The sequence below is a fragment of the Pseudoalteromonas distincta genome (assembly GCF_000814675.1).
Lineage (GTDB): Bacteria > Pseudomonadota > Gammaproteobacteria > Enterobacterales > Alteromonadaceae > Pseudoalteromonas > Pseudoalteromonas distincta.
In genome coordinates this window covers 84,776-105,052 of the sequence record NZ_JWIG01000011.1, presented here as the reverse complement: position 1 = coordinate 105,052, position 20,277 = coordinate 84,776, and the positions used below count along the sequence as shown (strand labels likewise).

Below are 20,277 nucleotides of genomic sequence, written 5' to 3'. Positions count from 1 at the left end.
TGAATTTTAGACAGCACGTCTAAATTATTTTGAGTTATAGCATCAAAATGAGCAGTGATTTGATCATTGCTCCAATCTCACCAAGCTATATCTAGCAGCGTATTTATTGTTTTATCGTCAAATATAAAAACCTTCCATTGGTGAAGGATTATTGGGGTTTGGTCCGTTCATGGGGTTTCCTCTAATTAATTATGGACGTGTTACTTTTCAGCATATTTTTGTTTAATTGCTAAAATCTCTTCTTGAACTGCAAAAAAAGCATCCACTACTGCGGGGTCAAAGTGCTTCCCACTACCTTCTTTAATAATGGCAAATGTTTTTTCTTGTGAGAATGATTTTTTATAAGGACGTTTTGACGAGAGAGCATCAAATACATCAGCAATAGCAACTACGCGTGCTGCAATTGGAATTTCATTACCTTTTAAGCCATCAGGATAACCAGAGCCGTCCCATTTTTCATGATGTGAGCGGGCAATAATTTCACCGAGTTTAATAACCTCAGAATCAGAACCTGAAAGTATGCTAGCGCCTACAACGGTGTGCTGTTTCATTATTTCCCATTCTGCAGCATCTAATTGTCCTGCTTTGAGCAAAATGTGGTCAGGTGTAGAAATCTTTCCGAGATCATGCATTGACGCTGAAAATAAAATATTTTCAACTGTTCCCTCATCTAGCCCTACACTGCGTGCAACGGCCTCAGAATACAAACTCATGCGTTGAATGTGTGCACCCGTTTCTTCGTCTTTGTATTCAGCAGCTTTGGTTAGTCTATTAATTGTTTCTAGTGATGCGGCTTTAATGCTTTGCATTGCTTGCTTTAATGATTCAGTTCTTTGAGCAACTTCAGCTTCTAATTGTTTCTGATAATTTGTTCTTAAATCGTTATAGTCTTTAATCTTAAGAAGGGACTTAACGCGCGATAATAGCTCGTTTTTATCTACAGGCTTTGTAATAAAATCATCGCAACCAGCATCAATCCCTTTAACTCGCTCTTTTGTCTCTCTTAAAGCAGTAATAAGGACGATAGGTAATAGCTTTAATAAAGCGTCTTCTCTAACTCGGTGTGTTACTTCAAAACCGTTCATACCGGGCATCATTATATCAAGTAAAATAAGGTCTACAGGTTGTTGTCCTAAGATATCTAATGCTTGTTGCCCGCCAGTCGCTGTTACTGTTTTATATCCCTTGGGTTCAAGATAAGCTTGCATGAGTTCAATATTTTGAAGGTTGTCATCTACAACCAAAATTAAAGGGCTATCTTTCATTAACTTTTCCTGTGTATCAAGGTTTAAATAATTTTAGTCATTACTTTATATATAAACTTATTTGTTGAGCAAACGTGCGTGTATCTATAGGCTTAGAAATATACGCACTGTTAGGTATACACAGTAATTGGTCTATATCTGCGGGTAAAACAGAAGCGGTAACAAAAACAATAGGAATATCTGCCGTTTCTTTTTCATCACGCAAAATTCTAGCAACCTCTGTTCCAGACATATCTGGGAGCTGGACATCTAATATAATAATTTTTGGAGTTTCACGCTTTATTGTTAAAAGCGCATCTCTTGCATTCATAGCAGTGAATACTTCAAAATTTGCCATGAGTAAAAGATCTTCCTCTAGCAATAGGTTATTCGCATTGTCATCAACTATAACTATTTTGGTTTTCATTATGCTTTACCACAGACTTTTGTTTAATTGGCAAAGTTATACGAACCGATGTGCCTTTATTAACACCTTCAGATTCAATAACAAACTCGCCTCCATGCAACTTTACTAGACTTTTTGCGATTGGCAGCCCAAGTCCTGTACCTTCTGTTAATCTAGAATAGGGGGTTTCTATACGGAAAAAACCTTCAAATATTTTTTCCATATTTTCAGCAGCAATACCTATACCCGTATCCCAAATTATTATTTCTATTTCTGTATCAGTGTGTCGTGTTTTAACGCCAATTTGACCCTCATCGGGTGTGAACTTCACTGCATTTGAAAGCAAATTATAAAGTATCTGTTTAACCTTAAGGGAGTCAGCTTCAATTGGTGGCAAGTCATCAGCAATATCAAGACACATATTCAATTTTTTCTGGTTAGCTGTATCTGCTGTAAGCCCTGTAATTTCGTGCAATACTTGGCGTATTGGCAAATGCGAGATGGTGAGACTCATTTTGCCTGCTTCAATCTTTGCCATATCCAGTATTTCATTAATAAGTAACAGTAAATGTTTGCCGCTCACCAATACATTTTTAACATACTGTTTTTGTTTGTCATTTAAAGTGCCAAATGTTTCATCGTAGAGCACCTCAGAAAAACCATTTATAGAATTAAGTGGAGTTCTTAGTTCATGCGACATATTTGCTAAAAACTCAGATTTAACTCGAGCAGCACTTTCCAAGTCACTCGTTAGTACTTCTAGCTCTTTATTCGCTTTTACGAGTCCTTCTTGAATCGCGTTACGTTCAGTAATGTCCTCGATAGACAATAAAATAATACGATCTTTTGACTGAGTACGTTTAATTTGCCTTGCGTTGAGCAGCATTGTACGCCAACCAATTGTTTTAAAATTGTGCTCAACTTTATAATCATCAAAGCTCGTTTTTTGAGGCAATATGGTTTCTAATAATTCTCGAAGCTTGGGAATGTTCCATTGATTATTACCAAGGTTGTATATTAGTTTCCCAACTGTGTCTTTATGGTTAGCGCGAAAAAATTCATAAAATGAGCGGCTTGCTGTAACTACTCTTAAATGTTGGTCTAAAACAATCAGTGGTTCTCGAACCGTATTTACAATACTTTCGGAGTATTCTAACAGTTCTTGTTTGGTACTTATTTTATTCACTATCTAGATCCTTTGTACCATTAAGGGCTGAACAACTTTATAAACGTTTAAACGATATTTAAGGTTCAGCAATGCTTTAATATAGTTTTATTTTTGTAATACGTTCGCTAAAAGCAATGCTTAATAATGTGTTTTAATGTATGTGTGTGGTTTTAACTAATATAAAAGGCGTAACCTGATAAGTGATATCTGAGAGGAACTGTTTAACATTAATCTGTGTTCAGTAAACAGCAACAGCTGATTAATAGCAAGAGGTTCATAATTTAACCTGCATATTATTGTTGTTTATTGACTATAGTAAGTTTTTTAAAGTTAAAAAGTATTAGTTTTAAGCGAAATAGGGTTTTAACGGAGAACGTATTTAAACTGAATTTTGGGTCTAAATAGTAAGTATTGATGTAGGTATTAATGTTTAAATTAATGCCTACATCAATATTTTAATCAGTCTATAGATTTATAAGCCGCTAGTGGGTGCGAGGTACTTAGTGATACATGCACTTCGTCGCCAGGATTTACCACAACTTCATGGCTTACTCTGCTAGTTACAACCGTAGAACACGCAAGTTTTACAGCGCACAAGCGGCTGCCACCTTCAAAACGTACCCAAATTACTTCGCCGTTATTGCCAACACTGCTTTGTACAAGTAACACATCGTCAGGGCGTAGCAGTACATCAACGTCGCCACTTTCACAGTCAACCCCATGAGCGGGCGCATTACCAATTGAGGTAGTGGCTTGTCCTTGGCTAAATTGGCCGCTAATAAAGCTGGCTTCACCTAAAAAGCGTGCCACAAAGCGATTGTTTGGGGTACTAAAACAGCGCTCGGGTGTATCAATTTGCTGAATTTCGCCGCCTTTAAGCACACCAACACGATCGCCAACTGAGAGTGCTTCTTCTTGGTCGTGTGTTACCCAAATAGCGGGTACGCCAGCGGCTTTAAGTGCGTTTCTAATATCCCAACGAAGCATGTCTTTAAGGGCGGCATCTAAGTTTGAAAGCGGCTCATCAAGTAATACAAAGTCAGGTTGGTGGGCAAGGGTGCGCGCAAGTGCAACACGCTGCTTTTGTCCGCCAGAAAGTGTTGCTGGTTTTTTGTCTCTAAAATCGCTCAGTCCAAGTAGGTTTATCCAATACTCAGCAGGGGCTGTATCTCTTAATCTAAAGCAAATGTTTTGCTGTACGGTTAAGTGCGGAAATAAAGCAAAATCTTGAAATACCATGCCTACACTGCGTTTTTCAGGAGGTAGTGTTAATTTGGGAGTAGCGCGCCATTTATCAGTGTTTATTTCGCCTTCGCTAATAGGTATAAGGCCAGCAAGGGCTTGTAAAATTGTACTTTTACCACAACCTGTTGGCCCTACAAGCATAAGGATTTCGTTTTCACCCAGCGAAAAGTTTAAATCGCTTACTACGCGGTTACTGCCATAATCTATAGACAACTGACTTACAGATAGCATTGTTTCTTAAATCCTTAATGTTCAAACTGGTTGCGTTTTTCGCCAGACATCATAATAGCTAACCCGCAGGCAGATATCACTACTAACAATAACCCAGGAATCGCGGCGCGACCAAAATAGCCCGCTTCGTATACACGCCATAAATAAGTAGAGAGGGTTTCAAACCCTGTAGGACCAAGTAATAGCGTGGCTTCTAGTTCGCGCATTGACTCTAAAAACACCAGTGCTGCACCGGCAATAATACCGCGCATAGTTAAAGGTAGTGTTATGCGAGTAAATACTTCACGTGGGCTTGCCCCTAATACGCGCGCAGATTTTACTAAGCTTGGATCTAAGTGTTCGGTGCTTGTTCTAACAGAGCCTACAGCAAGTGGTAAAAATCGCAGCATGTAAGCAATAATAAGCAATCCCAGTGTTTGATATAAAAACGGCAACTGCAAACCACCGTAAACAAGCGCTGTGCCCATTACTATACCTGGAATACCAAAACCAAAGTAAGTAACACGCTCCATTATACGACCCGCTTTTCCACTCAGTGCAGCATGTGCAACGGGGATAGCAACGATAACGGCTACAATTGCCGCAATACCCGATGCATACGTTGAGTTCCATGCAATATTAAAATCAAATGAGCTAAAACCATCGCGAGCTAACCAAAGCGAAAATATAGCCAAAGGCAAGCCAATAGCGAGTAGTAAAACAGGTGCAAACGTAACAAACATCGCACTTAATTGTAATTTACTTGGAAATAAAATTAACGGGCGACCATGGCGCTCAGGTGCTGTTTTTATTTGTGATTCAACTAAAAGTAAAAAACCGACAATAACCATCAGTTGAAGCGAAAGCATTGCAGCGCGTCCTAACGCAAAGGCGTTGTATTCAACATAAATTACGCGAGTAAAGGTATCTAAGCGCATCATTGCGGGCGTACCAAAGTCAGATAACGTATAAAGCGCGACTAACAATGAGCCTGCTGCAATACCGTTAACTACGCGCGGTAATATCACTTTAAATATACTTTGCGTCATCGACATGCCCAGCGTACGCGCGGCATTAACCATGCTCGCGTCAAGGCTCAGTAAAGATGAGCGAGTTGTCATCATTACAAACGGGAAGGTATAAAGCGTCATTACAATGGCGGCACCTGTTAGGCCATACATTGATGGTGTTTCTATTCCTGTTAAGGTATTTATTTCGCCACCGGGGCCAAAAGCAGCATATAGTGTAAATGCGCCAATATAACTGGGAATTGCCAGCGGGGCTGCAAATACAACCAGCCAGAGCTTTTTAAATGGTAAATGCACATACGCGCTAATAAACGCCAGTGGCACACCAATTAAAATAGATCCGAGTACCGTTAAACCCATTAACGATAACGTGTTACCTAAAATTTGCAGATTGTGGGTGTCAAACACTGAGCTTGCATCGCTTGCAAGCACAATTAATACATAAACAGGGGTAAGCGCAACAAGCGCTGCAAGCAGCGCCATTGGATAAGAGGCAGGTATTTTCATTACAATACGCCGCTGCTTCGCATCAAATCTATAGTAGGGCGTAAATCAGCTAGCTGTGTTAAATCTACTTTAGGTGGAGAAATATTAGCAAGTGACGGTAAACCCTCAGGTTGGGTAATACCATTTACTAACGGAATTTCGTACGCTTCACTGGCTAAGTAACCTTGTACTTCTTTACTTAGTAAGTAACGCATAAAGTTAGTTGCAAGCGGATCGTCGTTAAGCGCTAATACACCCGATGCATTAACTAAACAGCCCGCATCATTTTGTGTAAATGCTAAATCTAGCTTGGCATCAGGCTTACCTGATTTTAAACGCAAAGTGTAATAGTGATTTGCAAAACCAATATCAACTTCACCGCGCTCAACGCCCATAACAACACCTAGCTCGCCGGCGTATGTTTTAGCACGTTTTTGAACCTTTTTAAGCCACTTAGCGGTTTTGTCATCGCCTTCTAAGATTCGCATTGCGGTTACAAACGATTGAAAAGAAGCGTAGGCGGGCGCCCAGCCAATACTTAAATCGCTGTCGGCAATTTCCATAATACTTGTTGGAATTTGATCTTTAGTCAAACGCGACGTGTTATATGGCAATGTACGAATACGGCCAGTTACTGGTGCCCACTCTTTATATCTAAATTGTGGTTGTAACTGAGCAGATAAATCACCTGGGATGGGTTGTGCAAGGCCTGCATCGGTTACTAAACCAATCGCGCCTGAATCAACCGCCCAAAATAAATCAGCGCGGCGAACGCCAGCTTTAGCTTCTGCAACAATGGTATTTGCTAAAGCAGCAGTAGGACCTCGGCGTATACCGAGTTTAAAGTCTGGATTTTTTTTCTGGATTGCTTGTAATACGTTTTCATACAAACCACCTTCGCCTCGGCCTAAATAAAGCGTTAACTCGCCTTTAAGCTTTGGTAAATCGTCAACAGAAACAGGGTTTGCTATATCAGCGGCTAGCGCACGAGAAAGAGGCAGTGGCAATGAGCCAACCACCCCTAACGCAGCTAGGCCTTGAATAAAGGTCCTACGCTTCACTTAAAATACATCCTTACGGGCTTTTTCGGCTTTTTCTATTAAAACCTTAGCGCGGTCTAATTTGGTTTGCATGTCACTGATCACATCGCGTACTTCGTCTACGCTTTTGCTGTTTTTAATGGCTTGTGGCAGTGTTACGTTAAAGTCTTTTTCCAGCACTTCAACTAGTTTTGCATCTTGTTCAATAAGAGTACCTTCAACGCCTTCAAACAGGTGCAGATAAGTATCGTGAACAATTTCAGTTGCTTCGTCTCGTAAACGCTCAGCAAATTTAGCTACTACACGGTCTAATTTGTGCTTAATTTCATCAATTGTGGCACTTTGTGTCATTTGAGCTGTAGCGGTTGCTTTTACAGTGTCTAACAAGCCTTTTTGCTGGAATTTAGCAGCAAGCTTAACAGCCCCAAGGCCTTGCCACAAGGCTATGTTCATCGCTTTTTGCTGTTTACGAACTTCCTCAGCAGGCTCTTTATTATCAATGGCCATTTTTACGCCATAAAGACCCTGCCAAATAGAAGCGTATACTGGTACAAAGTTAGTTTCTATTGCACTGTGAAACTTAACTGATTCCCAATATTCAATTAAATCATCAGTTTTTACAGCTTTTGCGCCTTTAGTATCGTAGTCGCTTACCATGGTATCTACTTTGCCTACCATCCATTCTACTTCTTCTGCGTAACTTTTAAGGTTTTCTTGAAGATGATTAACATGCTCGCCAATAGGGCCGTTAGCTAATACTGGTTGAGCCATAAACGCCGAGGCTAGTAACAGGCTTGCACCTAAAGTTTTGGCTGGTTTAAATAGTAATTTCATAGCAAAGAAGTCCAAAAGGTAATTGTAAATGATAGACATTATCATATAGCTAATAGTTAACGAGATCAATAACCACAAACTCGCTTAATAGATAAAAACACTAAATGTAGCGGTAGGTTACAGCAAATAGCGCTATAACCTGTATTCACAACCGGCTATTAAGCGTAATGCTTGCCTTTAATGGCATTGTAAATGGCATCACACAGTGTTTTTATACTGGTGTCGTCACTTATATACGGTGGCATAAGGTAAATTAGTTTACCGAATGGGCGTATCCATACACCTTGCTCTACAAAATAAGCCTGAATTTTAGCAACATCAACATTGCCCGCAGCATCGTTTAGTTCAACAACGCCTATTGCACCTAAGGTACGCACATTGGCAACCGCATCTAGTTCACTGCATTTATTAAGTTGTTGTAGTTGGGTGTTTAGCTGCTTTATTCGTTGTTGCCAGTTTTGCTCTAGTAATAAATCAATACTTGCGCAGGCCGCTGCACAGGCAAGCGGGTTACCCATAAACGTAGGGCCGTGCATTAAAACGCCTGCTTCACCTTCGCTTATGCCAATGGCTATTTTATCGCTAGTGATAGTGGCCGATAGCGTCATTGAACCGCCGGTTAATGCTTTACCAATACACATTATATCGGGTTCTATATTGGCGTGCTCTACAGCAAATAATTTACCTGTACGGCCAAAGCCTGTGGCTATTTCGTCGCAAATTAGTAGTACATTATATTGGGTGCACAATTTACGTACGCAGGCTAAATAATCAGGGTGATAAAAGTTCATACCCCCCGCGTTTTGTACAATAGGCTCAATGATAAAGGCGGCTACTTGGCTGTGGTTTGCTTTAAAGTATTCTTCAAGCTCTTGGGCTTCAGCTTGGTTAAACTCGCCCCCAAATTGACTAACCGGTGCAGGTACAAAAAGGTGTTCAGGTAAAAAGCCGCTATACAAACTATGCATTGAGTTAACGGGGTCGCATACGCTCATGGCTGCAAAGGTGTCGCCATGGTAGCCCTTGTAAGGCGTCATTAGTTTTTGTTTTGTTGTAATGCCTTGGCTTAACCAATATTGCAGCGCCATTTTAATTGCTACTTCAACACTTACCGATCCGCTGTCGGCTAAAAACACTTTAGTTAAACTAGGCGGCGTTATATTTACTATTTTTTTGCACAGCTCTACCGCGCTGTTATGCGTAATACCGCCAAACATAATGTGGCTCATATTATTAATTTGCTCAATCATGGCGTTATTTATAACAGGGTGATTATAGCCATGTATTGCGCTCCACCACGAGGCCATGCCATCGATTAATTGCTCGCCAGTTTCGAGGTGAATAATATTGTGATTAGCATGTGTAACGGGGTATACCGGAATTGGCTTGGTCATAGACGTATATGGGTGCCAAATGTGCTCACGATCAAAATCAAGGTCAATCGTATTTTTTTTAGTCATATGTAAACTTTAACTTGGTGGGCTTCGTTGACAATGGTACTTCAACTCGTAGACTAAGCCAATATCACCGTTATGAAAAAAATAAGAGAGTATTATGGAACTTGCACCTGTTCGTCACGATTGGACCCACGCTGAAGTTAAAGCATTATTTGAAATGCCATTTAACGATTTACTGTTTAAAGCCGCATCGGTTCACCGTGCTAACTTCAACCCAAATGAAGTGCAAATTTCTACGTTGTTATCAATTAAAACAGGCGCTTGCCCAGAAGACTGTAAGTACTGCCCGCAGTCGGGCCATTACCGAACAGATTTAGAACGCGAACGCTTAATAGAAGTAGAAAAAGTAGTAGAACAAGCGCGCCTTGCAAAACAAAAAGGCGCTACCCGTTTTTGTATGGGGGCTGCATGGTCAGACCCAAAAGACAGAGACATGCCATACATTTCGCAAATGGTTAAAGAAGTAAAAGAGCTAGGGCTAGAAACCTGTATGACGCTGGGTAAACTCACAAACGAAAAAGCCCATGAGCTTAGAGACGCAGGGCTTGATTACTACAACCATAATCTCGACACATCACCTGAGTATTACGAGCAAATTATATCAACCCGTACTTTTCAAGATAGATTAAATACCATTGACCACGTACGCGATGCTGGTATGAAAGTATGCTCGGGCGGAATAGTAGGTATGGGCGAGCAAGCAAGCGACCGCTTTGGACTACTTATGCAACTAGCTAATTTGCCACAACAGCCAGAAAGCGTGCCTATTAATATGCTCGTTAAAGTTAAAGGCACACCGCTTGAAAACGTAGACGATTTAGATCACTTTGAATTTATACGTACCATAGCAACAGCACGTATTATGATGCCACACAGTTATGTACGTTTATCGGCAGGGCGCAACGCCATGAACGAGCAAATGCAATCGATGTGCTTTTTTGCAGGCGCTAACTCAATATTTTATGGTGATAAACTACTTACCACCGAAAACCCAGACGCTGATGCCGATATGAACCTAATTAAAAAACTAGGCATGAACCCAGAAAAACGTCACGACTATTCAGACGAAGCAGTTGAAGCCTCGCTTTCATCGCAAGTAGCCGACAAAGCAACCTCTGAATTGTTTTACGAAGCGTAGGCTTTTATATCTATGCCTTTTGATTTTATAAATACGCATCTGCAGGCTCGCCAGCAAGATGCACTGCTTCGTAAACGCCACGTAGTACAACATGCAACAGCGCGCACCATAACGGTTAATAATAAAACCTACCTTAATTTTGCCAGTAACGATTACTTAGGCTTTGCAGATGTGGCTGTTAACCTTAATGACTCCCAAGCATTAGGGAGTCACAGCTCAGCATTGGTTACGGGTTATCAGGCGCAGCAAAAATCGCTTGAGCAATACTTATGCGAGCAATTTGGTTATGGCGCAGCAATGCTATTTAACTCAGGGTTTAGCGCTAATAGCAGCGTAATTAAAGCGTTGTTTCAAGATAAAGCGGCTGCGCAAAACAGCGCTATTTTTCAAGATAAGTTAAATCATGCGAGCTTGATTGACGGGGCTATGCACTCAAACGCGGCTTTAGTGCGTTTTAATCACAACGACATGAACCATTTACGCTCACGGCTCGAAAAATCAAAAGCGCAAAACAAGCTAATTATAAGCGAAGGTGTGTTTTCGATGGATGGCGATACCGCGCCTCTTAAAGAATTACTCGCACTTGCAAAACAGCACAACGCATGGCTAATGATTGACGACGCACACGGCTTTGGTGCATTAGGTAAAACCGGTTTGGGGAGTTGCGAAGCGTTTATTACTCAAACGCTGCCAGATATATTAGTCATTACCTTTGGTAAAGCAGTGGCTAGTAGTGGCGCGTGTGTATTAGGCAGTAAACAGTTTATTGATTACATGCTGCAATTTAATCGCGATTACACGTATTCAACCGCTATGTCGCCGCTTATGGCAAGCCACACACTTGCGCGTATTAAAAGCATAAAAACAGCTGATGATAAACGCGATAAGCTAAATGCCAATATTGCGTTATTTAAGCAACTCGCTAAAACCCATAATATTGCTGTAATGGAATCAAACACAGCCATACAGCCCATTGTATTAGGTTGTGCTGAGCAAACGTTACAAGCGGCAGATAAACTAAAACAACAGGGTATTTGGCTCACTGCAATTAGACCGCCGACGGTTGCACATAACACCTCACGTTTACGCATTACTTTAACCGCCGCACATACCGAGCAAGACATAACTCACTTAGTTAAGCATTTAGTAGGTGCAATAGCATGACTGCTCAGCCAGTATTAAAAACAGACCTAGTGCAAACACAACTTGTAAAACCGTGCCTAGTAAGTAGCGATTCAAATAAAGAATTAAATAAGGAGCCAAATCGAGAGCTAAGCAAGGAGCTTAAAAAGTCTACACAAAGTAAGTTTTCAAAAGCGGCGGCGAGTTATAACACCCATGCAAATGTACAAAAATATGCAGCAAGCGATCTATTTTCACTCATAAAACCAGGCATTAATAAAAATAAGCTTTGTGTTGATTTAGGCGCAGGCCCGCTTGTTAATACACAACGCTTACAAAGTATGTTTGCAAGCGTTATTGCCATGGATTTGAGCTTAAACATGCTGCAAAGTAGTGATTTAACCACACCCAAAATATGCGCCGATATGGATAACTTACCGCTACAAGCAAACAGTGTTGATGTTATTTACAGTAACTTTGCAGTGCAGTGGTCTGCTAATTTTTCGGCTTTAATGCAATCGCTTTACAGCATATTAAAACCAGGCGGGCAGGCGTACATAAGCGCTGTGGTAGAGGGCTCACTTAACGAAATAAAAACAGCCTTTGCCGCGCTTGATTCTAACAGCCACATAAATACCTTTAATAGTGAACTGTATATAAACCAATCAGTCCAAAATGCAGGCTTTACTATTAATAGTGCTAAAAAACGTATTTACACCGATGAATACATAACACCTTTAAAAGCTATTGCTTCAATTAAGGCTATTGGCGCTACCACGCAAAATCATACCAATACGCGCCAAGGGTTACTTACTAAATCGGCGCTACAAAAAGTATGCAGTGCGTATCCGCTTATAAATAACAAAGCATGTGTGTCTTATCATGTGGTGCTGTTATCATTACAAAAACACTAAATAAGCCCAAAGACATTAAAGGCAACGCATGAAAGAATTTTTTATAACAGGCACCGACACCGATGCCGGAAAAACCCACGTTACCAGTTTGCTACTAAAGTTACTTGCCCAACACAAAAAACAAGCCATTGGTTTTAAGCCTCTTGCTGCTGGCTGCGAAATGGCATTCGATCAGCTAGTAAACGCCGATGCCCTTATACTAATGGAAAGCGCAACAGTGAGCGCTAAATACGACGTAGTAAATCCGTTTGCGTTTGCACCGCCTATTGCGCCGCACATAGCCGCTGAGAAAGTTGGAGTGAGTATTACTGTAGATAAACTAAGTGATGCTTATAAAAACGTAAAACAACAGGGCGCTGACATTATACTTACCGAAGGCGCTGGTGGTTGGGCATTACCTATTAATAAAAACGATTATTTATACGACTGGGTTAAAGCAGAAAAAATGCCGGTAATACTCGTTGTTGGCATGAGGCTAGGTTGCTTAAATCATGCATTACTAACCGCTGCGCATATGCAAAGTATGGGTATAAACTGCGTTGGCTGGATTGCAAACCAAGTCGATAAAAATATGGACGAATACCAAGCAAACCTTGATTCACTCAAAGCACGCTTACCGTTCCCAATACTTGCCATAAGCCCATACAGCGAGCAAACTCCTAAGTTACAAATATACAAAAGCTTGCTTAGTGCGTTATCTATAAACACTTAAGTGGTTTTAAAAAAGTTACTTTTTAGGTAAATCTTGAAATAGTCAGCCTTAGTACACATATAAACGTTTATAAATACATAGCTTGCTTAAAGACAATGTTACTAAGGACATAACGACTATATGACGCACCCATTTATTGAAAGCTACGCCCCAGATGCGCACGTAAGCGCTGAGCCAAAAGCACTAAACTATGGCTTACCTAAAAAACGCGTAGGTATAATAGGTGGAGGCACAGCTGGCGCCACAATAGCCATTAGACTTGCTGCGTTAGGGTTAGAGACTTATGTGCTTGAAAAGAAAAAGTCGTTAATTGATGGCCCTCCAATGTGCCATTTGCATGCAGGTGGCAACTTATATCGTGAAATACCCGACGAAGACTGCATAGATTTACTCAAGCAATGTATAGATATTGCGCGTCTTTATCCTCACACCATAGATGTTCGCCCTACAGTATTTGCCGTACCCAAGCGTGATGACGACGCACCAGAGGACTTATTTCCGCGTTTAAATAAATTAGTAAAAGCCTATAGCGAGCTTGTAGAGCAAGACAGCGCTAATAAAGTATTAGGCGAGCCTGAGCATTATTATCAGTTATATAGTTATGAGCATATGCTAAAGCTTGCTAAGCAAAAACAAGTAGCCAAGCCCACGTCGTTAGATGAGTGGATGATACCCGTGGCTAAGCATTTAGATTTAGATAAGCTAAAGTTTCCGCTTATTGTTGCACAAGAATATGGCTGGAATATATTTCGTTTATCGGCCAGTGCACAACTCGCCCTTGCACAGTACAAACACGCTCATGTTTTAACAAGCACCAGTGTTAAAAACGTATCGCCAGTTATAAATACCAATAATGATAAGCAAACATTTAAATGGCACATTGAATACCAATCAGAGCCAAGCCTTGATGAACAACCTGATACTCAAACCAATACACAAGCCGATACGCAAACCATTGAGGTAGATTACCTAATTAATGCGTGTGGTTTTCAAACCGGTATTATTGACGACCTGGTTGGGGTAGATGTAAAACGCATGGTTGAATTTAAAGCCTCTTACATTACTCATTGGCAAGGTGCTGGTGGGCAAATACCCGAAATAATTATTTATGGTAACCGTGGTACGCCAGAAGGTATGGCGCAGCTAACCCCTTACCCTAACGGGTATTTTCAAATACATGGCATGACTAACAACATTACATTGTTTAACGATGGCTTAGCTGATGCAACGCCAGTGAGTGCACAGCCTAAACTTCCCAATAAATACCTGCATTATATTAAAGGTGGCTGGGACAAAGCTGCATTGCAAACACGTACCCAAACAGCAATTGATTATGTAGCCGAGTTTGTCCCTGCGTTTAAAACTGCTAGCACACAAAATAATGCCTTGTATGGCGGGCAACAAATCCCAGGGGATGACGACACCTTGCGCGTAGCCGATGTAAGTTTATATTCGCATATTAGTTACGCACGGGCCGAAAATGTAAAAGCATCGTCAACGTTAATAGCGGCAGATCAAATAGTGGGTGAGTTTATAAAATTAGGAATAATAAGTAGCGATCCTGCTGTAAATCATCACCGCAGTACCCACCAATGGTCGTACCTTAAACATAATAGCGGCGACAAAATTGACGAAGTTGCACGCATATTGGCACACGAGCGTGGTTTTCCAATTGATATGGCAGAGCTAAATAACAGCTTGTAATAAGCTGACTTATAAAGAAACTTTAGTCTTAAATTTGATGTAAAACCCTTCTTAAAAAAATTATCAATAAACACATAAATAACACTTGTGTTATGACATAGTTTGTCACAGAATAGCGCTAACGTTATGACATAGTGTGTCATGACGCAGTGATTGCTTTAACCTAATTTAATTTTATGTTCGGTGATCAAACCTATTTTTGTGAGGACAATATGAAACGTATATTTTTGTTTTTATTAACTAACCTAGCGGTTATGTTGGTATTAGGTGTAGTGCTTTCAATAATAATGAGTGCGCTGGGCTTAAGCCATCGTAGCCTTGGCGGAATTTTACTTATAGCCACAGTATTTGGTTTTGGTGGATCGTTTATTTCGTTATTTATGTCGAAATGGATCGCTAAAAAATCAACAGGCGCGCATGTAATTACGCAGCCTCGAAACGAAACCGAACATTGGCTTGTACAAACGGTATCTGCGCAAGCACAAAAAGCAGGCATTAAAATGCCAGAAGTGGCTATTTACGACAGCCCAGAAATGAACGCGTTTGCAACGGGCCCAAGTAAAAACAATTCGTTAGTGGCAGTAAGCACAGGCTTAATGCACAACATGACCAAAGATCAGGCCGAAGCCGTACTTGCCCACGAAGTATCGCACGTGGCTAACGGCGACATGGTAACGCTTACGCTAATACAAGGCGTGGTAAATACCTTTGTAATATTTGCCGCAAAAGTACTGGCAGGCATTGTAGATAACTTTATTAATAGCGATGAAGAAGAGGGCGGTAGTAGCTGGACATACTTCTTATTCGATATGTTATTCCAAGTATTATTTGGCGTGCTAGCAAGCATAGTGGTTGCAAGTTACAGCCGTAAACGTGAATTTGCAGCCGACAGCGGCGCAGCAAAACTAGTTGGTGCTGATAAAATGCGTTCCGCCCTTGAGCGGTTAAAGCAAAACCATCCTTCGCAATTAGAAGGCTCAATGATGGCCTTTGGTATTGCAAGTGGCAAAGGTGTTGCTGAGCTGTTTTCATCGCACCCACCGCTTGATGCGCGAATAGACGCACTACGTAAGTAACTATGTAAGTTAGTAAATATTCTAAGCCAGCTTAACTGCTGGCTTTTTTATGTTTACGTTAAAATGCTAAAATCGCACACACTGTATTTATATACAGTATGCTATGTTGCTTTATAAAATCGTTACTTTTTTAAGCTATATGTGTTTACGGGGTTACTAGGTACGAGTAAACTAAAATACCTTAAAGTCAGCAATGCAGCTGGTTTTAATACTTAACATTTAATACTTAACAAGGACGGTTATTGTAGTGGAAAAGGTGCAACACACTAAAGAATGCATTATGTGCTTTAGCGCTATAGATTCACGGGCTAAAAAATGCCCGCAATGCACCTCACTTCAAGCTAAATATTCTAACTTAGAAAACAATCCCATTATTATTGGTGCATTAGCACTTAGTATTGTTGGTATTTTTGGGTTTATTTTTTATCAAAATATTTATGTAGCAGGGCTTAAAGACCAAGCACAAAAAAACTTAATCGCTAATGTAAGCCAAATTCATACTAAAAATGAAAACGATGCATTGTATGTTGCATGCATAGGGCAGGTAAAAAACGAGTCGGACTTCACCTTTAAAAATATAAAGTTTAAGGTCGATTTTTTAACCGAGAAAAACACGCTAGTCGATACGCTATCAATAACCGACGAGGACCTAATTATACTTCCTAATGACTCAACAAACTTTAGAGTAAGAGGTATTGCGCAAAAACAAGCGGCCAGTTATAACAATTGCCAAGTAACAATAACCGATGCCTGGGCTTATAAATAAGCTATAAATCACTTACAAATTAATTACTAGCAGTTAGCCAAACCACTCGCTTTTTTGTTTGTTATATTAGTTATTAACTTGCAAGCCACTAAATCCAAAATTTATATAAGCCATTTTCCTAGAGCGATTAAGAATATGGATGATTTATTACTTAAGTAATCGTTTATACACTCCTTGTAACTTGCAAGTGAGGGATCGAAAATGAGCTTGATTGATGAAAGTACAAAGGATTTTGGAAGCATGAGCGTGTTGCTTCACAGCTTAGGAACTGATTGCTACCGCATTGAGTGGAATAGCAGAATGACCGGAGCCTCAATAAGCTTAATTCGTGTTAAAAAAAACGAATACATAGTTGTGCGAAAATGGGCAACCGCCCGCAATATAGATGACGTATCAGCAGAGTTTGATCGGGCTAACCAAGCACTAATTCATTTTTTAAATAATGTAGATGTAATTAAAAGTAAAAACGAAAGTATTGTTGCCGCTAAAGAGCATTGCATAAACTTATTTACCTCAGCTGAGGGCTTAAAACCAATTAGCCATCCGAGCCTACCTACGCCACGCTTACAAGAAGCCATAGGCAAAGAAGTGATTGTAAAATCAAGTTTAGGCAACTATCTAATATCAAAAGGCATGCTATTACAGCTATTAGGTAATCAAGCCGAGATCCAAGTTAATTCCGACCACCTTGACGAAGGCCAATTAAGGCAAAAATTTTATACCAAACAAGTTCATGTTTGCTAGTTAATTGCGCTATCAAAACTCAAAGGCAGCTTTACTTTAATGGTAAAGCCATTTTGTTTAAACACCTTAAAAGTTCCGCCTAATGCCGTAGTGCGCTCATCTATAAATGCTAAACCGTAGTGACCTGAGTTATCTGTTGGGGTTACTAAAGTCCCGTTATCGCTAATTGTTAACTCAATAAATTCGTCGCTGTTTATTATATTTATAATCAGTTTGCTGGCATTGCTGTGCTTCATACAATTGGTTACTGCTTCTTGGCAAATTCGGTAAATAGCTATTTCGTGATCTTTTGAAAGGCTATTATCTAACTTAAATTGTGGCTGATACTTAATATTTGCCTTGTGCAGTAAGCTTTTTAGTCGCCCTTGTGTTATTGCCTTTTCTAAACCGAGTTCATCTAACTCACGCGGGCGAAGATAATGCATTAATTGATAAACAGAGTCATACATCGAATTAGCATTGTTTTTTAATGTAGTCACAAACGATTGGGTATCTTCGTTACTGAGGTGCGACAAAATAGCTAAATCTGTTTTTAATGCCGTTAGGTTCTGCCCTAATTCGTCATGCAGCTCTTGCGAAAGATGCTTTCGCTCGTTTTCTTGCACCGACACCATTTTGGAAGCCAGCGCCATGTTTTGAGTTAGCTGCTCTTTAAGCTCTTTATTGGTTTGCTTTAACTCATTGTTTTTACGTTTAAGCTCAGTAATTGCAGCGCCTAAAACCATACTGGTAATTGCGTTTGCTAAAATAAATAACTGGCTAATGTAGGTATTGCTAGGCTCGTGCGTAATGCTTGCTTCAACAATTATTAACGCGTTAATAAGCGCTGCACTGCTTACAGCCCCTAACGAGCCATACTTATACGAAAACCAAATTATAGGTAATAACGATGCAAGCCTTAATAGCGGGTAGGTGTCTGGGCGAACCGCATAGACAAAAAATACAATTAATATAAAACACACCAAAGTGGCTACTAGGCCAAATAATTTAGTGAGCCTGACTGTGTTAAAACTGTATTTAGAATCGTAAATTAACATAATAAAAGGGGCAATTAACAACGAGCCAGTAATATCGCCCAAGCACATGTTTAACTGATACTGCAGTAGCTCTTTTGCAACCAATACATTTGTAAATTCAAACGCACTGGCAAACAAAAACCACTTTATAGATGTACTCGCAACACAAAGCAGTATTAACGAAAGTATACCTAGGCTGTCGTTAATGCTTGGCGGCCAACGGCTATTTTTAAACACATAAACAAGCGCTATAAAGCAAAGCTCCTGCCAAAAGCCATGAAATAAATCAAACTCCCAAACCCCACTGTATGTTAAACCAAGCTGCGCAGCTAAGGCGCGCGACACAACCCATAAGGTGAGCCAATAGCGTGTTGGAGTGAGTAAGTAAAACGCAATTTTTACGCCTGCGGGAATAAATATCGCGCTGCTCTCGGGTACGGTTTCAAGGTTTTGGCTAACCCAAAAAGCGGCGAGTGAAGCAATCAAGTAAATTAGCCCCACCAATAACTGTTTAGCTACCTCTTTGTATGCGGTAGTAAAACTAACATTAGATAAAGAAGAAACGTTAGGTAAGTTCATCTAACTGTATTACTCCCGCATCAATTGCAATTTTTAGCAGTTCAAACGAGGTAGTAACATTAAGCTTGCTGTATATGTTTGCTTTGTGTACATGTGCTGTTTTAGGCATTATTTCGAGTATTTGCGCAACTTGTTTAGCGTTCAACCCCTTAGAAAATAACGGAAGTGCTTCAAGCTCTCTGTTAGTAAGCACAGTTAATGCTAAATTTTCGCTACCCATCGAAAAATTTACGTCTTCACTAATGTATCTTTTACCTAAAGCGACCGCTTTAACTGCATCTATTAGCTCATCAGAGGCAGAACGCTTAGACACATAACCTAAAGCGCCTAATCGCAAAGCATTGCTTACATAAGGTTCGTGGTCGTGCATGGAGGCAACAATACTTTTAATATGCGGGAAAGACTCTTCAAGGTACGATAAAAAAGAAAGGCCGGTTTCAGTGCCGTTAAGCGATATATCAACAATAAATATATCAGGTTGTTCAAGCTCTACAGCCAGCTTGGCTTCTGTTACGCTGCAGGCTTCAATAATTACTTTCCAATCTGGTTGTAACTCTAAAAGCTTTTTAAAGCTGTCTCTTACTAATTGATGATCTTCTATGATGCCAATGAGCATTTAAATCTCCTTTTATGCTTAAAATACAGCGGGGGGGTAACTAATTACCTAAACGTTTTAAATGGGTTACCTCACTTAAAAGCAAGGTAACAAAACCAGTGGTTCTAAATTGGTAATTAGTTGCTGGTGGAGATTACAACTAAGATCTTTTTACAGCAGCTTATTATTACTGAGAAAGAATAATCTCAGTAATGCCCTCAGCAGATAGTATTTCAATCCAGTAGCCGTCAGGGTCTTTAATAAATGCTAAGCCTTTCATTGAGCCATCATCTGGTTTTTTTACAAACTCAACATCGTATTTTGCAAAGCGCTCACAGGCTTCGTAAACATCCGGTACGCTAATACCAATATGCCCAAATCCTTTAGGTTCTTGGTTACCATTGTGGTATCCCTCAAAGCTGTCGTCGGTTTCGGTGCCCCAGTTATGGGTAAGCTCAATTAGCGCAGGGCGACGAAACACCCATTCTGCTTTAGTTTTATCATCACCTTGTGGCAATTCTTGCTCGTAGCCTAAAAAGTAAAGCGTAAACTTCATACCAGGAAAATCATACTTACCTAACAGCTTCATACCTAATACATTTTGATAAAATTCGAGCGACGGCTTTGGATCTTTAATACGTAACATAGTTTGTTGCATAACAAAGCCTTGAGTGGCCTGTTCAACTTGTTCTGGAGATTCGTTATAGTTAGACATGGTGATCCTTTCAAAAATGATAAAGCGAAAATAAAGATATAATGCTTAAACCATCATAATCAACCGTAATTTAAATTT

Annotated in this window: 19 protein-coding genes; 8 read left to right on the top strand and 11 right to left on the bottom strand. The window is 40.1% G+C overall.

All coding sequences use genetic code 11. The annotated features are described in order from the left end of the window. Positions 1-200 precede the first annotated feature (200 nt). The 8 genes from QT16_RS08425 to bioA all read right to left on the bottom strand — a co-directional run bounded on the left by QT16_RS08425 (position 201) and on the right by bioA (position 9,121). A complete protein-coding gene (locus QT16_RS08425) occupies positions 201-1,265 on the bottom strand; it encodes an HD domain-containing phosphohydrolase (RefSeq protein WP_039487943.1) in 1,065 nt (354 codons plus the stop codon). 40 nt (positions 1,266-1,305) lie between these two features. Beyond that, positions 1,306-1,671 (bottom strand): response regulator, encoded by a 366-nt coding sequence (locus QT16_RS08420; protein WP_039487942.1) that lies wholly within the window; start codon positions 1,669-1,671, stop codon positions 1,306-1,308. Beyond that, positions 1,646-2,836: a sensor histidine kinase gene (locus tag QT16_RS08415; RefSeq protein ID WP_039487941.1), complete on the bottom strand. Its 1,191-nt coding sequence runs from the start codon at positions 2,834-2,836 to the stop codon at positions 1,646-1,648. Before QT16_RS08415 ends, QT16_RS08420 begins: the two co-directional genes overlap by 26 nt. 441 nt (positions 2,837-3,277) lie before the next feature. Beyond that, complete coding sequence (locus QT16_RS21135; protein WP_039487940.1) at positions 3,278-4,294, bottom strand: ABC transporter ATP-binding protein; 1,017 nt, start codon at positions 4,292-4,294, stop codon at positions 3,278-3,280. Positions 4,295-4,308: 14 nt separating this feature from the next. After that, complete coding sequence (locus QT16_RS08405; protein ID WP_002961234.1) at positions 4,309-5,808, bottom strand: ABC transporter permease; 1,500 nt, start codon at positions 5,806-5,808, stop codon at positions 4,309-4,311. After that, positions 5,808-6,848, bottom strand: a complete 1,041-nt coding sequence (locus tag QT16_RS08400; protein WP_039487939.1) for an extracellular solute-binding protein — start codon at positions 6,846-6,848, stop codon at positions 5,808-5,810. The genes QT16_RS08405 and QT16_RS08400 overlap by 1 nt, the downstream gene beginning before the upstream one ends. Further along, positions 6,849-7,661 (bottom strand): hypothetical protein, encoded by an 813-nt coding sequence (locus QT16_RS08395; protein ID WP_039487938.1) that lies wholly within the window; start codon positions 7,659-7,661, stop codon positions 6,849-6,851. Between the two features lie 158 nt (positions 7,662-7,819). Next, complete coding sequence (gene bioA, locus QT16_RS08390) at positions 7,820-9,121, bottom strand: adenosylmethionine--8-amino-7-oxononanoate transaminase (protein ID WP_039487937.1); 1,302 nt, start codon at positions 9,119-9,121, stop codon at positions 7,820-7,822. 94 nt (positions 9,122-9,215) lie between these two features. Here bioA and bioB point away from each other — a divergent pair, with 94 nt between their 5' ends. From bioB to QT16_RS08350, 8 genes are all read left to right on the top strand, one after another. Beyond that, complete coding sequence (gene bioB, locus QT16_RS08385) at positions 9,216-10,256, top strand: biotin synthase BioB (protein ID WP_002961242.1); 1,041 nt, start codon at positions 9,216-9,218, stop codon at positions 10,254-10,256. Between the two features lie 12 nt (positions 10,257-10,268). Next, a complete protein-coding gene (locus QT16_RS08380) occupies positions 10,269-11,420 on the top strand; it encodes an aminotransferase class I/II-fold pyridoxal phosphate-dependent enzyme (protein WP_039487934.1) in 1,152 nt (383 codons plus the stop codon). Further along, positions 11,417-12,292 carry a methyltransferase domain-containing protein gene (locus QT16_RS08375; protein WP_039487931.1) on the top strand — a complete coding sequence of 292 codons (876 nt, stop codon included), beginning with the start codon at positions 11,417-11,419 and terminating at the stop codon, positions 12,290-12,292. Before QT16_RS08380 ends, QT16_RS08375 begins: the two co-directional genes overlap by 4 nt. 28 nt (positions 12,293-12,320) lie before the next feature. After that, a complete protein-coding gene (gene bioD, locus QT16_RS08370) occupies positions 12,321-13,004 on the top strand; it encodes a dethiobiotin synthase (RefSeq protein WP_039487929.1) in 684 nt (227 codons plus the stop codon). Positions 13,005-13,124: 120 nt separating this feature from the next. Continuing rightward, on the top strand, positions 13,125-14,708 hold the full coding sequence (locus QT16_RS08365) for an FAD-dependent oxidoreductase (protein ID WP_039487927.1): 1,584 nt from the start codon (positions 13,125-13,127) through the stop codon (positions 14,706-14,708). 212 nt (positions 14,709-14,920) lie between these two features. Further along, positions 14,921-15,784: a protease HtpX gene (htpX, locus tag QT16_RS08360; RefSeq protein ID WP_002961248.1), complete on the top strand. Its 864-nt coding sequence runs from the start codon at positions 14,921-14,923 to the stop codon at positions 15,782-15,784. A gap of 247 nt (positions 15,785-16,031) precedes the next feature. Then, on the top strand, positions 16,032-16,550 hold the full coding sequence (locus tag QT16_RS08355; protein ID WP_238719430.1) for a hypothetical protein: 519 nt from the start codon (positions 16,032-16,034) through the stop codon (positions 16,548-16,550). Positions 16,551-16,751: 201 nt separating this feature from the next. Then, positions 16,752-17,294 (top strand): hypothetical protein, encoded by a 543-nt coding sequence (locus QT16_RS08350; protein ID WP_039487923.1) that lies wholly within the window; start codon positions 16,752-16,754, stop codon positions 17,292-17,294. Here the strand turns inward: QT16_RS08350 and QT16_RS08345 are convergent. From QT16_RS08345 to gloA, 3 genes are all read right to left on the bottom strand, one after another. Further along, positions 17,291-18,889 (bottom strand): MASE1 domain-containing protein, encoded by a 1,599-nt coding sequence (locus QT16_RS08345; RefSeq protein ID WP_039487921.1) that lies wholly within the window; start codon positions 18,887-18,889, stop codon positions 17,291-17,293. The two genes, QT16_RS08350 and QT16_RS08345, sit on opposite strands and share 4 nt — an antisense overlap. Continuing rightward, positions 18,876-19,505: a response regulator transcription factor gene (locus QT16_RS08340; protein ID WP_039487919.1), complete on the bottom strand. Its 630-nt coding sequence runs from the start codon at positions 19,503-19,505 to the stop codon at positions 18,876-18,878. The genes QT16_RS08345 and QT16_RS08340 overlap by 14 nt, the downstream gene beginning before the upstream one ends. A gap of 166 nt (positions 19,506-19,671) precedes the next feature. Beyond that, a complete protein-coding gene (gene gloA / locus QT16_RS08335; protein ID WP_039487917.1) occupies positions 19,672-20,199 on the bottom strand; it encodes a lactoylglutathione lyase in 528 nt (175 codons plus the stop codon). Positions 20,200-20,277: the final 78 nt, after the last annotated feature.

Excerpts from the sequence above, each read along its gene's own strand:
- QT16_RS08425 (WP_039487943.1), bottom strand. The coding sequence starts at position 1,265 with ATGAAAGATAGCCCTTTAATTTTGGTTGTAGATGACAACCTTCAAAAT.
- QT16_RS08420 (WP_039487942.1), bottom strand. The coding sequence starts at position 1,671 with ATGAAAACCAAAATAGTTATAGTTGATGACAATGCGAATAACCTATTG.
- QT16_RS21135 (WP_039487940.1), bottom strand. The coding sequence starts at position 4,294 with ATGCTATCTGTAAGTCAGTTGTCTATAGATTATGGCAGTAACCGCGTA.
- QT16_RS08405 (WP_002961234.1), bottom strand. The coding sequence starts at position 5,808 with ATGAAAATACCTGCCTCTTATCCAATGGCGCTGCTTGCAGCGCTTGTT.
- QT16_RS08395 (WP_039487938.1), bottom strand. The coding sequence starts at position 7,661 with ATGAAATTACTATTTAAACCAGCCAAAACTTTAGGTGCAAGCCTGTTA.
- bioA (WP_039487937.1), bottom strand. The coding sequence starts at position 9,121 with ATGACTAAAAAAAATACGATTGACCTTGATTTTGATCGTGAGCACATT.
- bioB (WP_002961242.1), top strand. The coding sequence starts at position 9,216 with ATGGAACTTGCACCTGTTCGTCACGATTGGACCCACGCTGAAGTTAAA.
- QT16_RS08380 (WP_039487934.1), top strand. The coding sequence starts at position 10,269 with ATGCCTTTTGATTTTATAAATACGCATCTGCAGGCTCGCCAGCAAGAT.
- QT16_RS08375 (WP_039487931.1), top strand. The coding sequence starts at position 11,417 with ATGACTGCTCAGCCAGTATTAAAAACAGACCTAGTGCAAACACAACTT.
- bioD (WP_039487929.1), top strand. The coding sequence starts at position 12,321 with ATGAAAGAATTTTTTATAACAGGCACCGACACCGATGCCGGAAAAACC.
- QT16_RS08365 (WP_039487927.1), top strand. The coding sequence starts at position 13,125 with ATGACGCACCCATTTATTGAAAGCTACGCCCCAGATGCGCACGTAAGC.
- htpX (WP_002961248.1), top strand. The coding sequence starts at position 14,921 with ATGAAACGTATATTTTTGTTTTTATTAACTAACCTAGCGGTTATGTTG.
- QT16_RS08350 (WP_039487923.1), top strand. The coding sequence starts at position 16,752 with ATGAGCTTGATTGATGAAAGTACAAAGGATTTTGGAAGCATGAGCGTG.
- QT16_RS08345 (WP_039487921.1), bottom strand. The coding sequence starts at position 18,889 with ATGAACTTACCTAACGTTTCTTCTTTATCTAATGTTAGTTTTACTACC.
- QT16_RS08340 (WP_039487919.1), bottom strand. The coding sequence starts at position 19,505 with ATGCTCATTGGCATCATAGAAGATCATCAATTAGTAAGAGACAGCTTT.
- gloA (WP_039487917.1), bottom strand. The coding sequence starts at position 20,199 with ATGTCTAACTATAACGAATCTCCAGAACAAGTTGAACAGGCCACTCAA.